Origin of the sequence: Streptomyces xanthochromogenes, from assembly GCF_014650455.1 — a bacterium.
Taxonomy (GTDB): Bacteria; Actinomycetota; Actinomycetes; order Streptomycetales; family Streptomycetaceae; genus Streptomyces; species Streptomyces xanthochromogenes.
The window spans coordinates 207,498-226,799 of record NZ_BMUZ01000004.1 but is presented as its reverse complement, the minus strand read 5'-3'; the positions used below and the strand labels follow the sequence as shown (position 1 = coordinate 226,799).

At 72.4% G+C, this 19,302-nt stretch carries 15 protein-coding genes; 8 read left to right on the top strand and 7 right to left on the bottom strand.

The genetic code is table 11. The annotated features are described in order from the left end of the window. Positions 1-11 precede the first annotated feature (11 nt). The 8 genes from IE267_RS11955 (at position 12) to IE267_RS11920 (ending at position 8,896) form a co-directional block, all read left to right on the top strand. Positions 12-1,457 (top strand): sensor histidine kinase, encoded by a 1,446-nt coding sequence (locus IE267_RS11955; RefSeq protein WP_189763177.1) that lies wholly within the window; start codon positions 12-14, stop codon positions 1,455-1,457. Beyond that, positions 1,454-3,055, top strand: a complete 1,602-nt coding sequence (locus IE267_RS11950) for a fused response regulator/phosphatase (protein WP_189763176.1) — start codon at positions 1,454-1,456, stop codon at positions 3,053-3,055. The genes IE267_RS11955 and IE267_RS11950 overlap by 4 nt, the downstream gene beginning before the upstream one ends. A 151-nt stretch (positions 3,056-3,206) precedes the next feature. Continuing rightward, positions 3,207-3,476, top strand: a complete 270-nt coding sequence (locus tag IE267_RS11945; RefSeq protein ID WP_161246847.1) for a hypothetical protein — start codon at positions 3,207-3,209, stop codon at positions 3,474-3,476. 187 nt (positions 3,477-3,663) lie between these two features. After that, on the top strand, positions 3,664-5,277 hold the full coding sequence (locus IE267_RS11940; RefSeq protein ID WP_189763175.1) for a M48 family metalloprotease: 1,614 nt from the start codon (positions 3,664-3,666) through the stop codon (positions 5,275-5,277). Between the two features lie 10 nt (positions 5,278-5,287). Then, a complete protein-coding gene (locus IE267_RS11935; RefSeq protein ID WP_189763174.1) occupies positions 5,288-6,376 on the top strand; it encodes a hypothetical protein in 1,089 nt (362 codons plus the stop codon). 238 nt (positions 6,377-6,614) lie between these two features. Beyond that, positions 6,615-7,013 (top strand): peptidase inhibitor family I36 protein, encoded by a 399-nt coding sequence (locus tag IE267_RS11930; RefSeq protein ID WP_229861036.1) that lies wholly within the window; start codon positions 6,615-6,617, stop codon positions 7,011-7,013. A 252-nt stretch (positions 7,014-7,265) separates the two neighbouring features. After that, a complete protein-coding gene (locus tag IE267_RS11925; protein WP_189763456.1) occupies positions 7,266-7,913 on the top strand; it encodes an HD domain-containing protein in 648 nt (215 codons plus the stop codon). Between the two features lie 29 nt (positions 7,914-7,942). Next, positions 7,943-8,896 carry a GlxA family transcriptional regulator gene (locus IE267_RS11920; protein WP_189763172.1) on the top strand — a complete coding sequence of 318 codons (954 nt, stop codon included), beginning with the start codon at positions 7,943-7,945 and terminating at the stop codon, positions 8,894-8,896. Between the two features lie 15 nt (positions 8,897-8,911). Here the strand turns inward: IE267_RS11920 and IE267_RS11915 are convergent, their stop codons facing one another. The 7 genes from IE267_RS11915 to IE267_RS11885 all read right to left on the bottom strand — a co-directional run bounded on the left by IE267_RS11915 (position 8,912) and on the right by IE267_RS11885 (position 19,285). Further along, complete coding sequence (locus IE267_RS11915) at positions 8,912-9,301, bottom strand: WhiB family transcriptional regulator (protein WP_373304531.1); 390 nt, start codon at positions 9,299-9,301, stop codon at positions 8,912-8,914. A 214-nt stretch (positions 9,302-9,515) separates the two neighbouring features. Next, positions 9,516-11,534, bottom strand: coding sequence for a TOMM precursor leader peptide-binding protein (locus IE267_RS11910; RefSeq protein ID WP_189763171.1), 2,019 nt, complete (start codon positions 11,532-11,534; stop codon positions 9,516-9,518). Continuing rightward, positions 11,527-12,951, bottom strand: a complete 1,425-nt coding sequence (locus IE267_RS11905) for a hypothetical protein (RefSeq protein WP_189763170.1) — start codon at positions 12,949-12,951, stop codon at positions 11,527-11,529. Before IE267_RS11905 ends, IE267_RS11910 begins: the two co-directional genes overlap by 8 nt. 49 nt (positions 12,952-13,000) lie before the next feature. Further along, positions 13,001-14,314: a nitroreductase family protein gene (locus tag IE267_RS11900; protein WP_189763169.1), complete on the bottom strand. Its 1,314-nt coding sequence runs from the start codon at positions 14,312-14,314 to the stop codon at positions 13,001-13,003. Continuing rightward, complete coding sequence (locus tag IE267_RS11895) at positions 14,311-15,609, bottom strand: thiopeptide maturation pyridine synthase (protein ID WP_189763168.1); 1,299 nt, start codon at positions 15,607-15,609, stop codon at positions 14,311-14,313. The genes IE267_RS11900 and IE267_RS11895 overlap by 4 nt, the downstream gene beginning before the upstream one ends. 56 nt (positions 15,610-15,665) lie before the next feature. Beyond that, entirely contained in the window at positions 15,666-16,607 is a 942-nt protein-coding gene (locus IE267_RS11890; protein ID WP_189763167.1) for a lantibiotic dehydratase C-terminal domain-containing protein, read from the bottom strand. Then, the gene (locus IE267_RS11885) at positions 16,601-19,285 is read right to left on the bottom strand and encodes a lantibiotic dehydratase (RefSeq protein WP_189763166.1); all 2,685 of its coding nucleotides are present in this window, start codon (positions 19,283-19,285) and stop codon (positions 16,601-16,603) included. Before IE267_RS11885 ends, IE267_RS11890 begins: the two co-directional genes overlap by 7 nt. Positions 19,286-19,302: the final 17 nt, after the last annotated feature.

The window sequence follows — 19,302 nt, the reverse complement described above, 5'->3', positions numbered from 1 at the left end:
GCAGGGCGGACATGGCAGCCGACGCGTTTGAACAGGGCCCTCGCACCGGAGTGCTCCACGGCGGCGGTGTGCCCGCGGCGCCGGTGGCGTCCTTCGCCCTGGCCTCGACCCAGGACGTCTTCGGTCTGCGCCGCAGCGCTCAACAGGCCGCAGCGGCACTGGGGTTGGACGGCCAGGACCAGGTCCGGCTCGCCACCGCGCTGAGCGAACTCGGACGGGACCGCCTGGCCTGCACCGGTCTCGGCGTCTCCTTCGCTCTGGACCAGTCGGCCCAACAGGCGTTCCTCGTCGTCACGTTCACCTGGACCCAGGGCCCGCCCCCGGGCCAGGACACCCTCGCACTGGCCGGAAAGCTCGTACGGGTCGACCACGACGCCGAGGCCGCGCCCAGCCGCATCGTCATCACCCAGCCGCTCCCCTCGGACGGCGCGAGCAGTGCCGAGCAGCACAGCCGCCTGACCCGCGTGCTCCGGACCGGCACCCGCTCCACCGAGGCCGACGACCTGCGTGCCCAGACCCGCGACCTGATCGCCGCCCTGGAGGAGACCCGCGCCCAGCGAGAGGAACTGCACCGGCTCAACGAGGAGTTGGAGGAGACCAACCGCGGAGTCCTCGCGCTGTACTCCGAGCTGACCCAGGAGCTGGAGGACACCAACAGCGGGGTACTGGCGCTGCATTCCGAACTGGAGGACAAGCGCCACCAGTTGCAGGAGGCCAGCGAAGCCAAGACGCGGTTCTGGACCAACATCAGCCACGAGCTGCGCACCCCCGTCAACTCGGTCGTCGCGCTCTCGACCCTGTTGCTGGCCCCCAGCTCGCCCCCGCTCAGCGACGACCAGCACGAGCAGGTCGAGCTCATCGCCTCCAGCGGACACATCCTGCTGTCGCTCGTCAGCGATCTGCTGGACGTCGCCAAGGCCGAGGCCGGCCACCTGGAGATCCATCCGGAACCGGTGGACCTGCGGTTGCTCGTGGGCCACCTCAGCAGCCTGATCCTGAGCAGCCACGGACGCGACGAGGTCACCCTGGTCCTTCCCGACCTGGAACGGCTGCCCGCCCTGGTCACGGACGAGACGCTCCTCGTCCGGATCCTGCGCAACCTCCTGACCAACGCCCTGAAGTTCACCGAGCGCGGCGAAGTGCGCCTCGACATAGTCGTGGACCCCGAGCCGTCGGTTCCCTCGCTGCTCTTCACCATCACGGACACGGGAGTCGGCATCCCGGCCGATGAACTCGACCGGGTCTTCGAGGCGTTCTACCAAGTGAGGGGCCCGCACCAGAGCGGCCGCCCCGGCACCGGCCTCGGCCTGCCCTACGCCCGCACCCTTGCCGAACTGCTCGGCGGCTCCCTCAGACTCACCAGCACCGAAGGCGTTGGCACGTGCGTCCGCCTGCGGCTGCCGGACCTCAGCCGAACCAACTCCCCGCACCCGGAAGCCAAAGGGGCAGGCCAATGATCGACAGGGCCCCGGACCTACCCGCCACCGTTCTGGTCATCGACGACAACGAGACCAACCGCTACATCCTCAGCCGCTGGCTGCAGCGCGCCGGCCACACCGTTCTGACGGCCGCCACGGGTGAACAGGGGCTCGCCCGGCTCGACGCAGGCTCCGCCGAGCTGCCGGACATCGCGATCGTCGACGTCCGGCTCCCCGACATGAGCGGCTTCGAGGTCAGCGAACGCGTCAAGACCGATCCCCTGACGGCCCATGTGCCGGTCATCCAGATATCCGCGGCCGCCATCAGCCCGGACGATCACGCGGAGGGCCTGCGCCGGGGCGCCGACGCCTATCTCGACCAGCCCATCGACCCCGGCGAGCTCCTCGCCACGGTTGCCGCGACCCTGCGCTACGCCCGGGCCCGTCAGCGCGCCGAACGCCTTGCGCAGCGCCTCATCGCGCTCAACCGGGCCACGCTGGACGTGTACAGCGCCGTCGGCTTCCACTCGCTGGCCGCGGCGGCCACCGGCGGCGCGGCCACCGTCCTGTCGTGCGCCGCGAGCGCGGTGTTCCTCTCGCCCCAGGCGCAGGCCGTACACAGCATGATCGCCGGTCATCGGAGCCCGCTGCGCGTGCAACCCGCCCACCCGGACCTCCTCGACCAGCTGTCGGCCCACGGCCTGAACCAGGGCACCGGCGTCACCATCGTGCGCATCCCGCAAGGGCAGTGGCGCGCCCTGCTGCCCAGCGACCACCTCTCCGGCGACGTCGCCCTCGCGATGTCCCGCACCAAGCGCGGCCGTCCGCCCATCTGTCTCGCGGTCCCCGCCGAAGCCCTGCGGAGCGCCGACGACGAGCAGCTCTTCCAGCAACTGGCCAATGCCAGTGCCCTGGCCCTCGAAGCCCTGCGCACCTACAACGAGGAACACGCGCTGGGCCTCGCCCTGCAGCGATCGTTCCTGCCCAAGGAAATGCCGACGGTCCCGGGCATCGACCTCGCCTTCCGCTACCTCCCCGCCTCCGAACACGCCGAAATCGGGGGCGACTTCTACGAGGCGGTCCAGACCGTCAACGGTCTGCTGCTCGCCATCGGCGACGTCGTCGGCCACTCGGTCACCGCCGCGACCGTGATGGGCGAGGTGCGCCACGCCCTGCGCGCGTACGCCATCGAGGGCCACTCACCGCACCGCATCCTGGAGCGCCTGGAGATACTGCTCGGTCATTCCCAGCCCGGAATCACCGTGACCCTCTGCCTGGTCCTGGTCACACCCGACGAGCGCCGCCTGCAGATCGCCAACGCGGGCCACATCCCCCCGCTGGTGATCGACCCCCGGACCGGCCCGCGCTACCACACCCCGCACGGCCCGCTCCTCGGCCTTGGCCTTTCCCACCCCGAGCCCACCGAGGTGCCGGTCCCGCCCGGCACCCGTCTGCTCATGGTGACCGACGGCCTCGTGGAGGTACGCAACGCCGACCTCGACGACACCCTCGCCGAGTTCCGCGACGCGGTGGCGAACGGGCCCGAGGACCTGGAGGAGATGTGCGATGTGCTGCTCGCACGCTTCGGCCGGAACAAGGACGACGACATCGCCCTGATCACCGCGCTGTTCACCTGAGGGCCGCGGGCGCGCAGGCCGTGCGGCACTGAGCGTGCCCGCACCTCCGGGCCGTCGAGGAGGTCCGCTCGCCGGGCCGATCACGCGAGCTGTCGCGCCGCCGTGCGCGTCGCTGCCTGGGCCGCCCCGGGCCGCCCTATGATCGGCGGCCGTGGCACACACTTTCGACGAGCTTGTCGCGATGCAGCGTACGGCCGACGCGGCGCACGCCCAGACCGAGCAGCTGCGGGAACAGTACGGGCCCCCCGGCGCCCGGCCCTGGTCCGGGCAGCAGTCCCAGACCTATGAGACGGCGTGGCGGGCCTGGCGGGATCTGGCCCGGGACGCGCATGCGGCGATCACCGCGTACGCGAAGGAGCAGGGTTCGGATCGGCGCGAGATGGAAGCGCGGGTACGGAAGGCCGCGGAGCAGCCGGGGTAACCGCCGGGACGAGGGCCACCGGTCCGCGTGACCGAGCCGTGACGGTGGGCCCGGCGCGGAAAGGGCTGGTCACAGGCCATGGGGAGGCCTTAGTATCCGCTCCTCGGCCCTCTACGAGGCGGCCGGTGCGGTCCGGCGGTTCAGCCCGGCGCCCTTCTTTTCTTGTGTCCTGTGGGGGGACTTTCACATGGCTTGGACCTTGCGTGCTCTGCGCGCCCTGGCGCTGCTGGCCGGGTTCTATTTGATCAGCGGCGCTGTGCTCGCGCTGCTCGTGGGAATCGACGTCCTGATAGCGATCGGGGTCTTCGAGGGCGGCCACGCGGCCTGGGCGCTGGTGAAACTGCTGGCTTTCTCGCTGGCCCTGACCATCCCGATCGTCCAGGGCATGTTCGCCCTGCGGGTGCGCCGACGCCGGCACGAGCCCAAGCCGTGGCTCGCCGTCACGGAGGACGAACAGCCCGAACTCTGGGCCGAGATACGGCAAGTGGCCCAGCTGACCGGCACCCGTCCTCCGCACCGGGTCGTGCTCACCGGCGATGTGAACGCGGGCGTCGCCGAGCGGACCTGGATGCTCGGACTCATTCCCGGACGGCGCCGCATCCACGTCGGCGTTCCGCTGCTCGTCGGCCTGACCCGGCCCCGGCTGCGGGCCGTGCTCGCCCACGAGATGGGGCACTACAGCAACCGCGACACCCGGCTCGCCGGGATCACCATGCGTGGCCGGGACGCGATATTGCGCACCATCGACGCGCTGCGCAAGGGCGCGGAGGGCGGTAGCGCGTCCCAGGCCTTCATGGTCAGGATGTACCTCAGCTACGCCCGGCTCTACATGCGGGTGTCGCAGGCCGTCGCCCGGCGCCAAGAGGTCGCCGCCGACCTCGTGGCGGCTCGGACCGCCGGCCGCGACTCGACGGCCGGCGCACTGCGCGAGATCCCGCTGCTGCACGCGGCCTTCGGTTTCTACGTCGAACGCTATGCGTGCGTGGGCTGGGACGCGGAGCTTCTGCCCCCCGTCGGAGAGTTCTACGGCGGCTTCCGCCACCTCCTGGCCGATCCCGGACGTGAGGACGAACTCGCCGTCCTACGAGCCGAGTTGCCCGAGGAGGAACACTCTCTGTACGACTCCCACCCACCCATCGCCGAGCGCGTCCGGCAGATCGAGGCCCTGCCCGACGACGGTGTGCCCGACGCCCCGGACGCCCCCAGCGCCCTCACCTTGCTGCACGACCCGACCGCGGTCCTCGCCGCACTGGAATCGGTCACCCTCGTGGGGGAGTCGGCGGACATGCGGCACCTGGAATGGGGTGAGCTCGTGCACACCGCCGCGCGCGCGGCCTGTGACCGGGCTGCCGAGCCGCTGCGGAGCGCGGCCGCCGCCGAGGGTGCGAGCGCCGACCTGGCCGGGGTGCTGGACGTGATCGACGCCGGCCGACTGTGGACGTCGCTGGCCGACCGCCTCCCCAAGAGCGCCGAGGCCGCGCGGGCAACCGGCCGCGCGGCCCGCGAGTTCACTCGTCCCGCGGTGCGCAACGGGCTGGCGGCGCTCGTACGCGTCGAGCTCGCGGACACCGGGCGCGGCCGATGGGAGCTCTCCTGGTCGACGACGCCTCAGCAGTCCCTGTCCGCCGATGTCGCGGAGGCGATCGGGCCGGCCCTCGATGCGGCCGTCGCGGATCTCCCCGACACGGCGCCGCTGAGGGCGCTGCTCACCGCGCATCCCAACTCCCCGGTGGCGGGCTCCACCTCGCCCGCGCCGGGCTCCACCTCGCCCGTCGCGTTGCCCGCCCCTACGAAGAACTGAGACAGACACCATGTACGACTCGCAGGCGACCGCCACCATCATGTTGCTGGGCGGAGCCGTTGTGGCCGTCGTCGGCTGCTGCTGGTTCAAGTGGAAGATGAGCCGCGTGGACATCACGCCGCCCGGCCCGCCTGCCCCCTACACGCCGCCCGAGCCCGGCCTCGTGGCACCGGACGACCTGCGCACCGACTGGGGCGGCCCCGACGAGGAGGCCGACGACGCGCTGCGCGCGGCCGAGTCCGGCAATTGGCATGCGGCGGCGGATCTGCTGAGCCGCACCGGGCAGGAGTGGGACCTCCGCTCGCGTCGGGCCAAGGCGCTCGGGGCCGTCGCCGCGCAGGACGACGGATGGCTCCTGAACTGGCGAGCGCAACGGCCCGGTGACGCCGACGCGGCGCTGGTCCACGCGCACGCCATGGTCGTCCTGGCTTGGCTGGTCAGGGGGAGCCTCGGCAGCGAACACACGACGCGCGAGCAGTTCGACGGCTTCCACCGGGTCCTGCACGAGGCGCGGGACGCCTGCGCGGAGGCCGTGGCCCTCGCCGACCCCGGCGACCCCAGCCCCTACATCGCCGAACTCCTGGTGGCCCGCGGTCTGATGTACCCGCACGAGGAGTTCCGCTCCCTGTGGGCGGAGGTCGTCGCGCGCGCCCCGCACCACTACGACGCGCACTTCACCGCGCTGCAGTACTGGTGCGCGAAGTGGCGTGGCTCCCAGGAGCTCGCCGAGGAGTTCGCGACGACGGCCGCCCAGTCCGCACCGCCCGGAAGTCTGCTCCGCGTGCTGCCGGTCGTGAGCTGGTACGAGCACCATGTGAGCGACGCAGACACCGAGCGGTTCCTGCGGCCGGAGATCGTGGCCCGGGTCGAGGCCCTGAGCGAGGACGTGGCCGCCGCGCCGGCCGACCACCCGTGGCTTCCGTCCGCGCGCCACGCTCTCGCCTACTTCCTTCCCCTTCAGGGCCGTTCCGCCGAAGCGCTCCCGCACTTCCGCGCCGTCGACGGCTGGACGGGCACTTTCCCCTGGGCCTATCTGGGCGAGGGCCGCTATGTGGCGGCACGCGACGAGGCGTTCCGGAGCGCCCTGACGCAGGTATAGCCGTCGCCCCCGCCGTGGAGGTCGGGAGGAGACCGCTCGGCCGCAGGGCCGCCCTTGCGGGTGCGCGCGAGGACCCGCGCGCGCCCCTCGACAAGGCCCGGAGCCGTCCGTACGGGGTGTTTATGTGCCGGTTTCCGGAGTGCTCGGGTGTGAGGGTGGTGGACTTTCGGGGCCGGGCGCTGTGCTTCCGGCCCGGAAAGCGACCCGAGTGAAGGGAACGTTCTGTATGCGAGTTCGGATGAGTCTGGCCGCCGCCGTGGCAGGGGCCTGCCTCGCTCTGTCCGGTGCGGCGGTTCCGTCCCAGGCCACCCCGACCAGTACGGCTTCCACCGCACAGACCCCCAGCGCCGCTGCTCTGCAGCGGGCGGCCGAGCAGTGCGGGGCCGGGGAGGTGTGTTTCTGGCACGACCGCAACTTCTCGGGCACCCCGTGGAGGTGGATGCCTTCCAACGGGTACCGGGACATGCCGCCCAACCTTCACGACCACGTGTACTCGTTCTACGCCAACGTCCGCGCATGCTTCATCGACTACAAGCCGCGCGAGTTCCGCGCGGTCAACATCGGTGACTACGCCAAGGCGTACGACACCAACTTCGGCCGCAGGATCGACGCGGTGGGCATCCGCAGCGCCTGCTGACCGGCGCATCCGCCGGACAGGCCCGGCGCGACGTCGTCGAGCTGCCGCCGTCGGCCTCCGGCGGGAGGGGTACGTCTCCCCAGGGCTCACGTAAACCGACGTGGCTTCCGCTACCGGCTTCGTCGCGCCGGCGGGAGCCATGTCCGTATGTGTGGGTTGTACGGCCGTACAGCCATGGCACGACGAGCCGGCAGCTCGGAGACTGGAGTCGTGGCCGGAGGGACCGGTGCACCGAAGGATCTGGTGATGACGATGACGGACGACTCCCCCGTACCTGCCGGGGCGCGCGTGCCCGACTCGAAGCTCGCGCGCGAGGCGACCGAGTTCGTCCGGGACAGCACCGACGACCTGATCTACCACCACTCACGCCGGGTGTATCTCTTCGGCGCTCTCCAGGGCTTCAACCGGGACCTCAGCTTCGACCCCGAGCTGCTCTACGTCGCCGCGATGTTCCACGACCTGGGCCTGGGCGAACCGTTCCACGGCAGCGGCCGGCGCTTCGAGGCGGACAGTGCCGACGAGGCGCGGCGCTTCCTGCAGGCGCGTCAGGTGCCGGAGGACAGCATCCGACGGGTGTGGACCGCCATCGCCCTGCACACCACCCCCGGAATCCCCGAATTCATGGAGCCGGAGGTGGCGTTGGTGACCGCGGGCGTGGAGTACGACGTCCTCGGCATCGGCTACCACGACCTCGACGAGGCGGATCGCGCCGCGATCGTCGCCGCCCATCCGCGCCCCGACTTCAAGCGACGCATCCTGGAGGCCTTCACCGACGGCGTCCGGTCCAAGCCGGAGACCACGTTCGGCAACGTCAAGGCCGATGTGCTCGCCCACTACGTGCCGGGCTTCGAGCGGGGCGACTTCGTACGCGTCATCCTGGACTCCCCGTGGGCCGAGTAGCAACTCCCGTACCAGAAAGCCGAGTTGTCGTGGTGGCCGCCTTCGACGGAGTACAGCTCCTTGACGTCACCGGCCCCGCCGAGGTCTTCACCACGGCCAACGCCCACGGAGCCCGCTACGACGTCCGCGTCGTCTCCCCGACCGGTGCCGACGTCCGGACTTCCTCGGGCGTGCGCATCGGTGTCGACGCCACGGTGGCGAGCCTGCCCGCGCGCCTGGACACGCTCGTCGTTCCCGGCCGTCGCGACTGGCAGCGCGCGGTCGCCGACCAGCGGCTGCTCGCCCTCGTCAAGGAACTCTCCGGCCGCGCACGCCGGACCACCTCGGTGTGCGCCGGCGCCTTCGTCCTGGCCCAGACGGGTGCGTTGAACGGGCGGCGCGCCGCCACCCACTGGCAGCTCGCCACGCAGTTGGCGACCGCGTATCCCCAGGTCACCGTCGAGGCGGACCCGGTCTTCGTCAAGGACGGGGACGTCATCACCTCGGCCGGAGTCACCGCGGGCATCGACCTCGCCCTGTGCCTGGTCGAGGACGACCACGGTGCCGACATCGCACGGGATGTGGCACGCGAGCTGGTGGTCTTCATGGCCCGCCCCGGCGGGCAGTCCCAGTTCAGTGCCCGACTGGCACCGCGCGAAGCGAAGCATCCGGTGGTGCGGCAGGTGATGGACAGCGTCGGCACCGACCCGGCTTCCCCGCACAGCCTGGAGTCCCTGGCGCGTGAGGTCGGCGTGAGCGCCCGTCACCTCGGCAGGCTCTTCCGCAGGGAGACGGGGATGACGCCGGGCCGGTACGTCGAATCGGTACGGCTGGAGGCGGCTCAAGCGCTCCTCGAAGCGGGCAACGACTCCGTCGACAAGGTCGCCCAGGACTCGGGCCTCGGCTCCTCGGAAACCATGCGCCGGGTCTTCCAGCACACCCTGGGTATCACCCCGACCGCCTATCGGGCCCGCTTCCGCAGCACGGCGGAAGCCACCCGCTGACTTGTCGGCCCCCCCTTAGCTCGGGGTGTACACCGAGGCCGACGTCCCGCGCGTGTCCTGGTGGGCCGCCCCGGGTTCCCTGCGGGGGCCGGGCGCGCGGTCCCGGGCGAGGTGCGTGTGCTCGGTCCGTGCGGTTTCGAGGAGGCTGCGCCAGGAGGCGACGCCGGGCCGGCGTCGCAGCAGGGCACGCCGCTCGCGCTCCGTCATGCCACCCCAGACCCCGAACTCGATGCGCTGATCCAGAGCATGCGCCAGGCACTCCGTCCGTACCGGGCACTTCGTGCAGAGGGCGGTGGCGTCATGCTGCCGCGTTCCCTCGGCGAACAGCGCGTCCGCGTCACCCTGTCCACACATCGCCCGCTCACTCCAAGCCAGCACGACCACCACGCCCTTCCACTTCTGCACCGCCCGAGCGACAGTGCCTGCGGCCCGCAGTAAGAAGGCGCGATCGGCGACGGTCGTCGGCATATACACCGTTTCGGGCGGACTCCTACCCCCGATCGGTGACCCCGCACGGTCGATGGCACGGCCGAAAGATTTTGGTGGTGGGCGGGCTCGGCTGCGCCGCTTGCCACTCTCCGCGTCGCCCCGCGATGACGCCCTGAGTGGTCACGGACGGTCAGGGAAACGGATGCGGATGTGGGTTGACCTCTTCGGGGACGAGCGGGCGCGTCGTGTGGCCCAGGCGATGGGGCGCCGTCAGCACCCGGTCCAGGCCCGTGACCCGGCGCAGATGGTGGCCGAAGGTCATCGGGAGCAGGCCGGGGACGATGGTCTTGACGCAGGAGAGGCCGGACGCGGTGTGCACCGGGGTGGTCTGGTCCACGACGATCGCTTCGAGGCCGCTCGCGGCGAACCGGCCCACCAACTCGTCCAGATCCGCCCGCAGATCGGCGTGGAGCGGCCATGCGTACCGGGCGTCGAGTTCGCGCAGGCTCACCCGTTCCCGCGGCGGCCGGCCGCCCGGAGCGAGCAGGAAGTCGAGTCGGCGGGCCGCGACCGGGTCGCAGTAGAGCAGCGCGTGGTCGTCCATCAGCCGGACCTGCTCGGAGTCCTCGCGCATGCGGACGGCGTCGTTCGCGCGCTGCGGATAGATCAGTCGGTACGCCTCGATGGCCGTGACCAGTTCGTGTAGCGCGCCGAAGACACCGCGTTCCGGGTCGAGCCCCGAGCCGCCCGCGCACAGCACGCCGGGGCGGGGCGGCGGGGGCTCGGTGCCAGGGGCGGAGCGCGGTGCCACGTCCACGGCGGCGGCCCAGAAACACGGGATGCCCTCGGTGCCGGTCACGTCGAAGACCTCGACGCGGTAGCCGGTGCGCTGCAGAATCCGGTCGGCGAGCAGGCCGATCCGCCGGTCGCGCGCGGTGTAGAGGTCGATGGCGGGGGCCGGAAGCCGCGCGTACCAGGTGAGCAGGAACGCATCGCGCTCGGCGAGTTCGAGGAGGCCGTACAGCGCGGCCTCTTCGATGCAGCCGCCGAGCGCGCAGCCGTTGGAGATCTCCGAGACGAACGGGCGGGCGGACTGCGGGCGGTGCCGGCCGAGCCGGTAGTACGCCAGGCTTTCGGGAACCAGGACCGGCCGTTCGCGGGTCAGGGAGTACCCCCACACCCACGGCATGACGAGGTCGGGACGGTACGGCTGGAAGGGGAAGCCGGGGTCCTGGTAGCGGTGGGGCTCGTGGCCGCCGGTGGTTGCCGGGTCGAGTACGCCGCCGGGGTGGCGGGCGGCGAGTTCGCGATGACTGCCGTGGACCACCGTGCGCCGTCCGCCCGGGCGCCCACCGCCGAGCCGTTCCAGCGCCTCGGCGATCGCGGTGACCCGGGCACCGCGGAAGTCGAGAGCGCGGCCGTATCCGCCGTCGACCGACTCGGGCGGCCCGACCTTCGCCTCGGCGAAGGGCAGCGTGTGCAGCCCGCGCGACCGCAATCCCTTGAGCACGCCGGTCTCGTCGTCCGCGTAGCGGGCTTCCAGGGCCGTCCGCTCGGCCCGCAGATCCCGGACCCGCAGCACCGAGGGGTCCGGCTTGGGCCGAGGGAGACGCGGGATCGTGGCGCGGGCCGGGGAGTCGTCGGGCAGGCTGCCGCAGTCGGGGCAGTGCGGGTCGGGCATGAAGCGGTGCCGGGTGATCTCCAGATCGGTGAGGCGGAGCATGGTGACCTCGTGTTCGGACGCCTCGTACTCGGCGGCGTGCGAGGTGGTGAGCCGGATCAGGGCCAGGTTCGCCGCGAGGTCGGCGGCGATCGGGGTGAGCAGGGGAGAGACGGTACCGCTCAGGCGGCTGCCGTAGGTGGCGCGCAGGGCCTTCTCCTCGGCCGCGTCCGCACGGGCCCCGGCTCGGCGGGCGGCCAGGCAGCGGAGGCATCCCGGTTCGCCGGGACGGACCAGCGGACCGACGACCACCCGGTCCAGCTCCCCGACCACCAGCAGGAACGGATGCCCCGCAACTTCCGCTTCGTGCACGTGTTTTGAGGCCGCATCAGGTGTGTCGGCCGCGATCAGTGCGACCTCGTCCCGAAGCCTTGGCGAGGCGGTCGATCTGCGGGCGAGTGCCGCCCCGAGCAGGCCGCCGTCGTGCTGCACCCGGAGGCGGTCGTGGTGCAGCACCACGACCGCCTCCGGCAGAACGTCCTCAGTCATCGAAGCGCACCGCTCTCAGGAGGTGGGGCAGTATCTCGGTGGCGGCCGGGTCGTGGTCGAGGGGCACGACGAGTTGGCCGTGTGCGTGGCCGCCCCGGTCGCGGAGTGCCGAAGCCACCGCTTCGTCGAAGGTGGCGCCCGACCCCAGACCTCGCGGCGCGCGCGGGCCCCGCGCGCCGACCGTGGCCGCGGGAACCAGGTGCGCGGTGCCGTGCTCGGGCGACCAGGCCCACAGTGACGGTCCGCCCGCTGCCGGGATGAACCGCCGGGAGTCGAGGGCGAGGAGGGCGTAGAGCGCGAGAGCGCGTTGCGCGGTGCGCAGGCGCGCTGTCGTGAAGTCCGTTCCGGTGGCGTGGACTTGGTGCTCGGCGCGGCCGGTGTACGGATCGCGGACCAGTGCCCGGGACGCGTGCCGGGGAAACTGCGGCAGCGCCGCCTCGTCGAGTTCCGCGAGGAGTCCGCCGCGCCGGTCGATGCGGCTCGCGGCGCGGCGGGAGAACTCCTCGGGGCTGACGGGGGGTGCCTCGCGCAGGTCGGCGATCTTGGCGAGGAACTCCGCCTCGGACTCCGGCGCCGCCGGCAGCGCGGACGGATGGGGCCGGTAGGAGTGGCGGGTGCTGGTCAGGGTCGTGGCGTCCAGCCGGACGAGCGGATCGGGCTGCTCCGGCGCGGATGACGGCGCACCTCGGACGAAGGCCCGCTGAAAGCTGTGCACAAGCAGGGTGGCAGCCAACTCGTTTACACATTGAGGGTGTTGGGGGACAGGGAGAAGGGCTCCCGTGCCGTGTACGCGCAGCCAGGCGCCGAGCCAGCCGCCGTCGGCCCGGTGTGGGCCGGGGGCGAGCAGGGGGCCCAGCCACCAGGATTCCGCGTCACTTACAGCGGCGGCGAACCACAGTCCGTGGGTGCGGCAGTCCTCGTCGAGCCGGGCGACGGCCCCGGGATCGTCGCCTCCCGCGAGCACGAGCAGCGCGTCGTGTGCGCCGGCCGCCACCGCCGCCCGGGCCGCGGCAGGGTCGGCCACCGGCGTGATGGCCGACAGGCCGGTCAGGTGCAGTGCGCTCGTCAGGGCACTCGTCGCGGCCGGCGCGCCCAGGACCAGGGCTCTGAGATGGGGGTAGGAGGCCGTGCGCGGGTCGGGGTCCGGAGTCGCCCGGTCCATCAACAGGTTGTGGCTGTCGATGAGTTGGAGTATGCGCAGCACCATCGCGCGACGGGCTTCGTCCAGGCCGTCGAGCAGTTGTCCCACGGTTCGGGTGCCGTCCAGGAACGGTGTGAGCCGATCCAGCCAGCCGGCGATGCCCGGGGCGGCGATCAGGTCGGTGCCGCGGCTGGAGCGCACATAGACGGTGCCGTTGCCGCTGGGGGTGAGAAAGACGTCGGGGCGCAGGAGAGGGGCGGAGTCGGAGGTGATCACGGTGTCCTCGGCCGGGGAGGGGGCGGTGCGGTCGGGTAGCGGGGGAGGATCACGGCGGGCCCGATGCCCGGAGCAGGGAGAAAGCCGGTGTGCCGCTGCCGCGTTCGTGACCGAGCAGCACGGCGAGCAGGGTGGTGCGGTGGGGGTGCGTACCCAGCACGGCGTCGGCGGCCCGGATGTCGACATCGCAGCGGAGCCCGGCGCCGAGCCCGGCGCGTGCCGCGGCCAGGCCGATCCGCTGGCCGATGACGCCGGCCCGTAGGTTGAGCATCCGGTACCAGCGGTCGCCGTGCCTCGGGTAGCCGGACTCGTAGTCACCGGTCACGAGCACGGCGCAGGCGGCCTCGAACCCGGCCCGTTCTCCCGGCCCGTTGGGCGGGAACAGGTGCCGGGGCGTGCTGGTTTCGGTGACCGGTATGAGGGCGCCGGTGCGCCCGTCGCGCCGGTGGCAGCCGGGTTCCAGGCCGGTGATGCGATGAGCGACCACGTACAGGGCACAGTCGACGGGGGCGGCATGGTCCATGGGGATCGGGCCGGCCGCCTCCGCCAGGACGGAGAGCAGGGCGGGCAGCGGGACCGCGGCGGGTTCGAAGCCGCAACGGGCCGTACGGCGGCGCAGCAGCGGAGCGGCGGGGGTGATCGCACCGGATGCCCCGGCGACGACGACCGCGTGGACGCGTTCCGCCGTGGCGTCGAGGCGGAGCAGACGGCCCAGTTCCTCGTCCGCGAAGACCGCGTGCGCGGTCGGCGTGGCGCCGGCCGACTCCAGCAGGGTGAGCGCCTGCCCGGTCAGCACGCCGGTGTCGAGAGCCTGGAGCCGGTGTCCGAAGGGGCCGTACCGGGCCAGGTTCGCATCCAGCCGAGTGGTGATCAGCAGGACCGACTCCGGTGGTTCGAGCGGTGGCCGGCCCAGCGCGCGGACGACGTCGGCACGGAGATCGGCGGAGTCGAGGAGTTCGAGGGCGTGGGCCGACGGCAGGTAGTGGCAGAGCCCGGAGGCGGTGGCCACGTACACCTCGCCCGGATAGGTGCCGCCGCCGGACGGGACCGGACGTCCGGCGCCAACGCCCGCGCCGGTCCAGTCGACCCGGGTGACGCCGTTGAGCAGCGCAAGGAGAGCGCCCAGACGTTCCGCGGCGGCGGCCGGACCACGGCCGCCCGCGAGAGACGAGAAGACCGGCGGGAACGGCAGGGGGAGTACGGGCACGCCCGGATGGTGCTTGGGTGCGGTGCTGCCCGCCGCCGGGTCGATGGCGGGCAGCACACTGCCGTGCCGTGCGTGGTAGCGGCGCGCGGCCGCCCCGCCGGTCTCGGCCGCCGCGGGATACGCGTCGGGCGGGGGAACCGGAGAGGTGGTCCTCATCGGTGCGCCCGCACCGGAGCGGTGGTGTCGGCCGGGGCGTCGGCGCCGTTCGCCACGACGGCTCCCTCCCGCGAGCCGGGGCCATGCGCGGGGTCGGCGTTCTCGGCAATGACGGCGGCGTTCGCGGGGTCGGGCTCCTCCGGCACAGTGGCGTCGTTCGCCGCGGTGGCCAGGACCAGTTCGAGCGCGCTGACCCCGTAGACCTCCTCCACCGCGTCCGCGGCGAGATGGCAGAGCAGATAGCGGGTCAGTCCGGGCAGGCCGAGGCGCGAGAGGTGGAGGTACGTGTAGTTCAGCATCAGGCGGTAGCGCAGGAACCGCGGATCGCGGTACATCATCTCCTTGTACGTGGTGCTGCCGCTGATCGCCCGGTGCAGCGGGCTGGACGTGAGCAGTTCGCCGATGCCGTTCTCCTCGTCGGTCGGGATCTCCGCCTCGGGGATCTCACCCGCCTCGTACAGGGCGGTCCAGCGGCCTCCCAGCGGGTCGATCGTGGCCACCCAGCGGTGCAGCGCGGCGGCCCAGTCCGGCCCGCCCCCGTCCCCCTGCCCCGCCGCACCGGAGTCGAAGGCCGCGACCACGTCACGCACCTGCGCGATGAGCACCGCGCGGTTGGCCGAGTACCGCGCCTCGAAGGCATCCCGCACCTGCGGGCCGACCGTGCTCAGGTAGCCCTCGGCGTGCGAGCGGAAGGAGACGAAGCCACGGCGGACCGAGGGATCGAGCGGATGCCGGCAGAGCGTGTGGGCGGTGGCGAGCATCAGGCGCAGGGCGAGCGTCTCGCGCGGCAGCCCCGCCGCGACGGACTCCAGATGCTCGAACAGCAGGCTGTTGGTCCGCTCGTAGAAGAGGGCCAGTTCGTCGGCGCCGACCGGACAGCCCAGCACGTCGACCCTGCGGTCGTGCTCCTCCCAGGTGATCGAGTTGTCCTGATAGAAGGGCGTCAGCGGGCCGGACTCCCGTTCCGCCGAGGCGAGTCGGCGGTGCAGCGGGAGGAGGGCCGCCTCGTCGAGGGGCGGCGCGGTGGAGGGCCGCTCCGCGAGCCGGCCCCCGACGATCTCGGCAACGGCGGGCACCACGAGTGCGTCGAAGACGGTCGGCGTGGCCCGGACGACCAGGCGCAGATGGGGACCGCGGCGCCAGTGCCGCAGCACGTAGACCGACTCCACGTGACCGGCGCAGCGCTCGATCACCGGCCGTACGGCGTGGAGGATCAGGTGGTCGATGTCGTCATCGAAGTACGCGATGTGGGCCGCGCGCCACTGTGGCTCTTCCGTCTGCGGGATGGCTGTCACGGGGGTCGCTCCTCGGTGGTTCTGCGCTGTCAGGACTGCTCGACGCGGGGATCGGATCACGGCGGTTCCGCGGCGCCGCCGTGCCCCGCGCGACCGTCCCGGCGGCGTGCTGGGGCGGGTTGGCGTAGGCGGCCGTCACCCGCCAACTCCGCGACGGCCAACAACGCGAGGCCGCGCAAAGTGGCTTCCTGGCCGAGCCGAATGCCGAGCCGGTTGCATGCCAGATGCGTCAGATGCCCGGCGAGCGCGACGGGCGAAGCGGCCTGCCGCTGGGCACCCCGGCAGGACGCGAGCCACCGGCTCACCGGGTCCGCGTCGGGGCCCGCGGGGGAGGCCGAGCGTGCCGCGCGGGCGACGGTCAGCAGGGCGGTACGTCTGCTCCCGTACTGCATCAGCACGTCGGGCGTGGGTCGTACCGGCGGTGCGGTGATGTCGGAACTGCCGGTCAGCAGGGCGAAACAGTGTGCTGTCCGCCGTGCCGGGGGCCACTCGTCGAGTACGGCGGCGAGGGCCAGTTCGCTGCACGTCGCGAACGCGTCCTCCACGGCTCGTAGGGCGGCGTCATGCCCGTACTTGCCGTGCTCCGGACGGTAGTTGTGGAAGGCGAGACTGTCGTTGGGGGCCAGGACACCGGGCTCGCTCCCGGGCTCGTGGACGGCCAACTCGGTTGCCAGGGCGCGATATTGATGTGCCGACATGGCTTGCGAGGGCGGGAGCCCGCGGAACAGTGCCTCGGCGTGTGCGCTCAGGACGGCACGCACTTCGGGCTCTGCCTCGGGCGCGGTGAGACGGACCCGCAGGCGCAGATGCGGGCCGCCCTGCCAGTGACGGAGGAAGAAGTACCGGTCGGCAACGGCGCGTTGGCGCAGCTCGGCGAGGGCTCCGGGCACGAGTGTGCGCAGCACCAGGTCGAGCGGGTGCCCGGTATGCACATGGGCACTGACCCAGCGGTCCGCGGGTTCGGAGTGCGGCGCGCCTGCCGACGCGCGGTTCAGCACGGCCGCGCCCCTCTGTGTGCGGTGGCGGTGCTCGGCATCTCGATCACGAACTCGGTCGCGTAGCGGTGACCGTCCGGGTGGGCGGGCGCATGGTGGAGGTCGGGCAGCGCCTCGGTGAGCAGCAGTGGCCTGCCCGAGGCCGCCGCACGTTCGAAGACGCGCAGCAGATGGGCGTGGGCGAAGTCGATGTACACCGGCTTTCGGTCCTTGTCGTGCAGAGCGGGACCGGTGAAGCCGTCGGCCGGGCGCGGGGTCAGGATCCGCAGGAAGCACCGCCGGGGGAGGCCGAGCGCCGCCCGCCAGGTGTGCACGCGGACGAGGTGGGCGGCGTCGGACTCGCCGGCGCCACGGGCGGGCGCCCGGCCCGCGTCGAGGAACCAGGACGCACGGCGCAGCACCACGGAACCGAGGGCGAGGCGGGGCAGCTTCCTCCAGCACCCGCCGCCTGCTTCTACGTCGAGGTCTTCGCGGGGCTGGTCGACTCGCTCGGACGGGAGCAACCTCCACAACTGCGGCCAGTCCGACCAGAAGGTGTACGAGGTCTGGCCGAAGGCACCCACCAGCAGACGGGCTTGCAGGGGGAGCAGCGGTGTGGCGAGCAGCCCCAGGTGAACCGGCCTGGTTCGACGGCCGGTTGGGCGGTGGATCAGATGCAGTTGCTGTGCGCGCGCGTCGTGTACGACGTCCAGCTCGGCCGGGCGGATCAGCTGCTCGGGCGGACGGTGAGAGGTGGTGCCGTCGAGGTCGATCGCGTAACGAGTGGCGTCGACGCGCTGGTTGAGGGCACTGCCGAAGGTGCCGTCCAGTTCGGCGTACAGGGGGCCGTGCGCCGGGTCGTCGCCTACCCTTTCGCTTCCGGGGGTGCCGAAGCCGGCTGGCGCGTCGAGCAGCCGGGCCGTCCGGGTCAGGCCGGTGCCGTGCCCGCCGGTCACCGTGTTGAGCACCAGGCCCAGCCCCCGTTCGGCGGACGGGTCGGTCAGCGTCTGGATGTAACAGGCGTGGCTGTCGCGGGAGTTCTCCGGATCGGGCCAGTCGCCGCAGAGTTCGCCGACGGCCTGCGGATCGAGACGGACGGTGCCGTCGGGCGAGGGCGGGGTGGCGGCGATCAGGCGGCGCAGCTCGTCCTGCCGCCGCGCGTCACGCTCGGTGGGGCCGCCCGAACCGGCGACGGCCCACCAGTCGCCGAAGTCGTGGAGGAACTGCGTGAACGACCGCGTGAATCCCGGGCCGTAGGCGGTCACCGCGTGCCGACGGAGGTCGACGCGCGCCGGTCCGAGCGTGTCGAACGGGGCGAGCAGCCCGGGTACGAGAGCGAGGTCCGCCAGAGCCGGTCGCCAGACAGCCGGGTCGAGTACGGCGGCCGTACCGACCGCGACCGTGTGATGGAAGTACGGCAACCCGGAGTCCAACTGGCCATCCAAAGGGATCAGTTGGAGCACCTTGGCCACGTCCGTGAGATGGTGCCGAAGACTCGTGGCGATGCTTCGGTGCGAGCCGGGAGCGGCGCCGCGTGCCGTGTCGATCCGGTCGCGGACGGCCCGGAGTCCGCAGAGGAGGCGGGCCGGGCCGTCGTTGCCGCGAACGGGTTCGGGCAGGTGTCGGTCCAGCCAGTCGCAGAGCGTCGCGGCGTCGAGCTCCTGGTCGGCCAGGCCGATGCGGACCTCCAGGAGCCCGAGTTGAACGAGCCGGGCGATCACGGAGTCGGCGCCGCTCCCCGGAGCGGTCGCGCCGAGCAGGCTGCGCAACCGCCCGGGGCTGCCGGTCTCGGTGGCCGCCGCCATGATCGCGGCCAGTGCGGGTGTGGCGGGCAGTGTGCGTACCTCGCCGGACGGGCCGGGGGCCGTGAACAGCCACCGTTCCCCCTCGGGCGTGGACGCGAGGGTGGCAGACGGGCTGACGCGGAGCTGGACCGCCGCGGCCAGCTCGGGCATGTGGGCGAGCGCGGCGGCGATCCGCGACAGCGGCAGCAGGCTCACCTCGGCCACTTCGGCCCGGCCCGAACGCTCCAGGCGCACGCCGACGCCGGTGTTCGCCGCCCAGCGGCCGAAGCCGCCGGCGGCGAAGGTGGTCAACGGGCTGGGCTTGGCCATCGCGCGACCGGCGTACTTGGCCAGCCGGACGGCGGCCCCGTCCAGCGGCCTGCGTGTCGGAGCGTCGCGCTCGGACCAGCGCAGCAGGTCCTCGTACAGGTCCGGGCTGGCGTAGTCGAGACCGGCGGCGAACGCCGGGTCGTGGATGAGCGAGGTCAGAGCCGTTGCCGCCGAGCGCGTCTCGGACGGAAGGACGCGGCTCAGTTCGGCGAACACGTCGGCCCGGGTGCGGCGCAGGGCGGCGTGCCGGTGCAGTCGCTCGGTGAGTGCGCCACCGAGCACATCGGGCGGCGCCGCCGTGTCGAGGAGCGCGTCGATGCGGGCGCCCCGGTGGACCGCTCGGCGCAGGCCCACCAGCCTGGCCTTGAAGGGGCGGGCCGGCTCGGTGCCGATCAGGGCGTACAGCGAATCGCTGAGCTGCGCCGCCTCGGCGGTCAGTCGTTGGTCCAACGCCGTTGTCTGCAAAGCGAGTTCGGTGCTGACGGGAATGCGGGAGTGGTCGAGTGCGAGGGTGGGCAGGCCGGCGATCCGTACGCCCACGGGGCCGGGGGGCGGGCCGTCCACGGATACGGCGGGCAGGTCGGGCACGGGGGCGTACGCCGGGT

What these genes read in the sequence shown, in the direction of transcription:
- IE267_RS11950 (WP_189763176.1), top strand. Translation starts at nt 1,454, where the DNA reads ATGATCGACAGGGCCCCGGACCTACCCGCCACCGTTCTGGTCATCGAC.
- IE267_RS11925 (WP_189763456.1), top strand. Translation starts at nt 7,266, where the DNA reads ATGACGGACGACTCCCCCGTACCTGCCGGGGCGCGCGTGCCCGACTCG.
- IE267_RS11935 (WP_189763174.1), top strand. Translation starts at nt 5,288, where the DNA reads ATGTACGACTCGCAGGCGACCGCCACCATCATGTTGCTGGGCGGAGCC.
- IE267_RS11940 (WP_189763175.1), top strand. Translation starts at nt 3,664, where the DNA reads ATGGCTTGGACCTTGCGTGCTCTGCGCGCCCTGGCGCTGCTGGCCGGG.
- IE267_RS11910 (WP_189763171.1), bottom strand. Translation starts at nt 11,534, where the DNA reads ATGACTGAGGACGTTCTGCCGGAGGCGGTCGTGGTGCTGCACCACGAC.
- IE267_RS11955 (WP_189763177.1), top strand. Translation starts at nt 12, where the DNA reads ATGGCAGCCGACGCGTTTGAACAGGGCCCTCGCACCGGAGTGCTCCAC.
- IE267_RS11930 (WP_229861036.1), top strand. Translation starts at nt 6,615, where the DNA reads ATGAGTCTGGCCGCCGCCGTGGCAGGGGCCTGCCTCGCTCTGTCCGGT.
- IE267_RS11900 (WP_189763169.1), bottom strand. Translation starts at nt 14,314, where the DNA reads ATGAGGACCACCTCTCCGGTTCCCCCGCCCGACGCGTATCCCGCGGCG.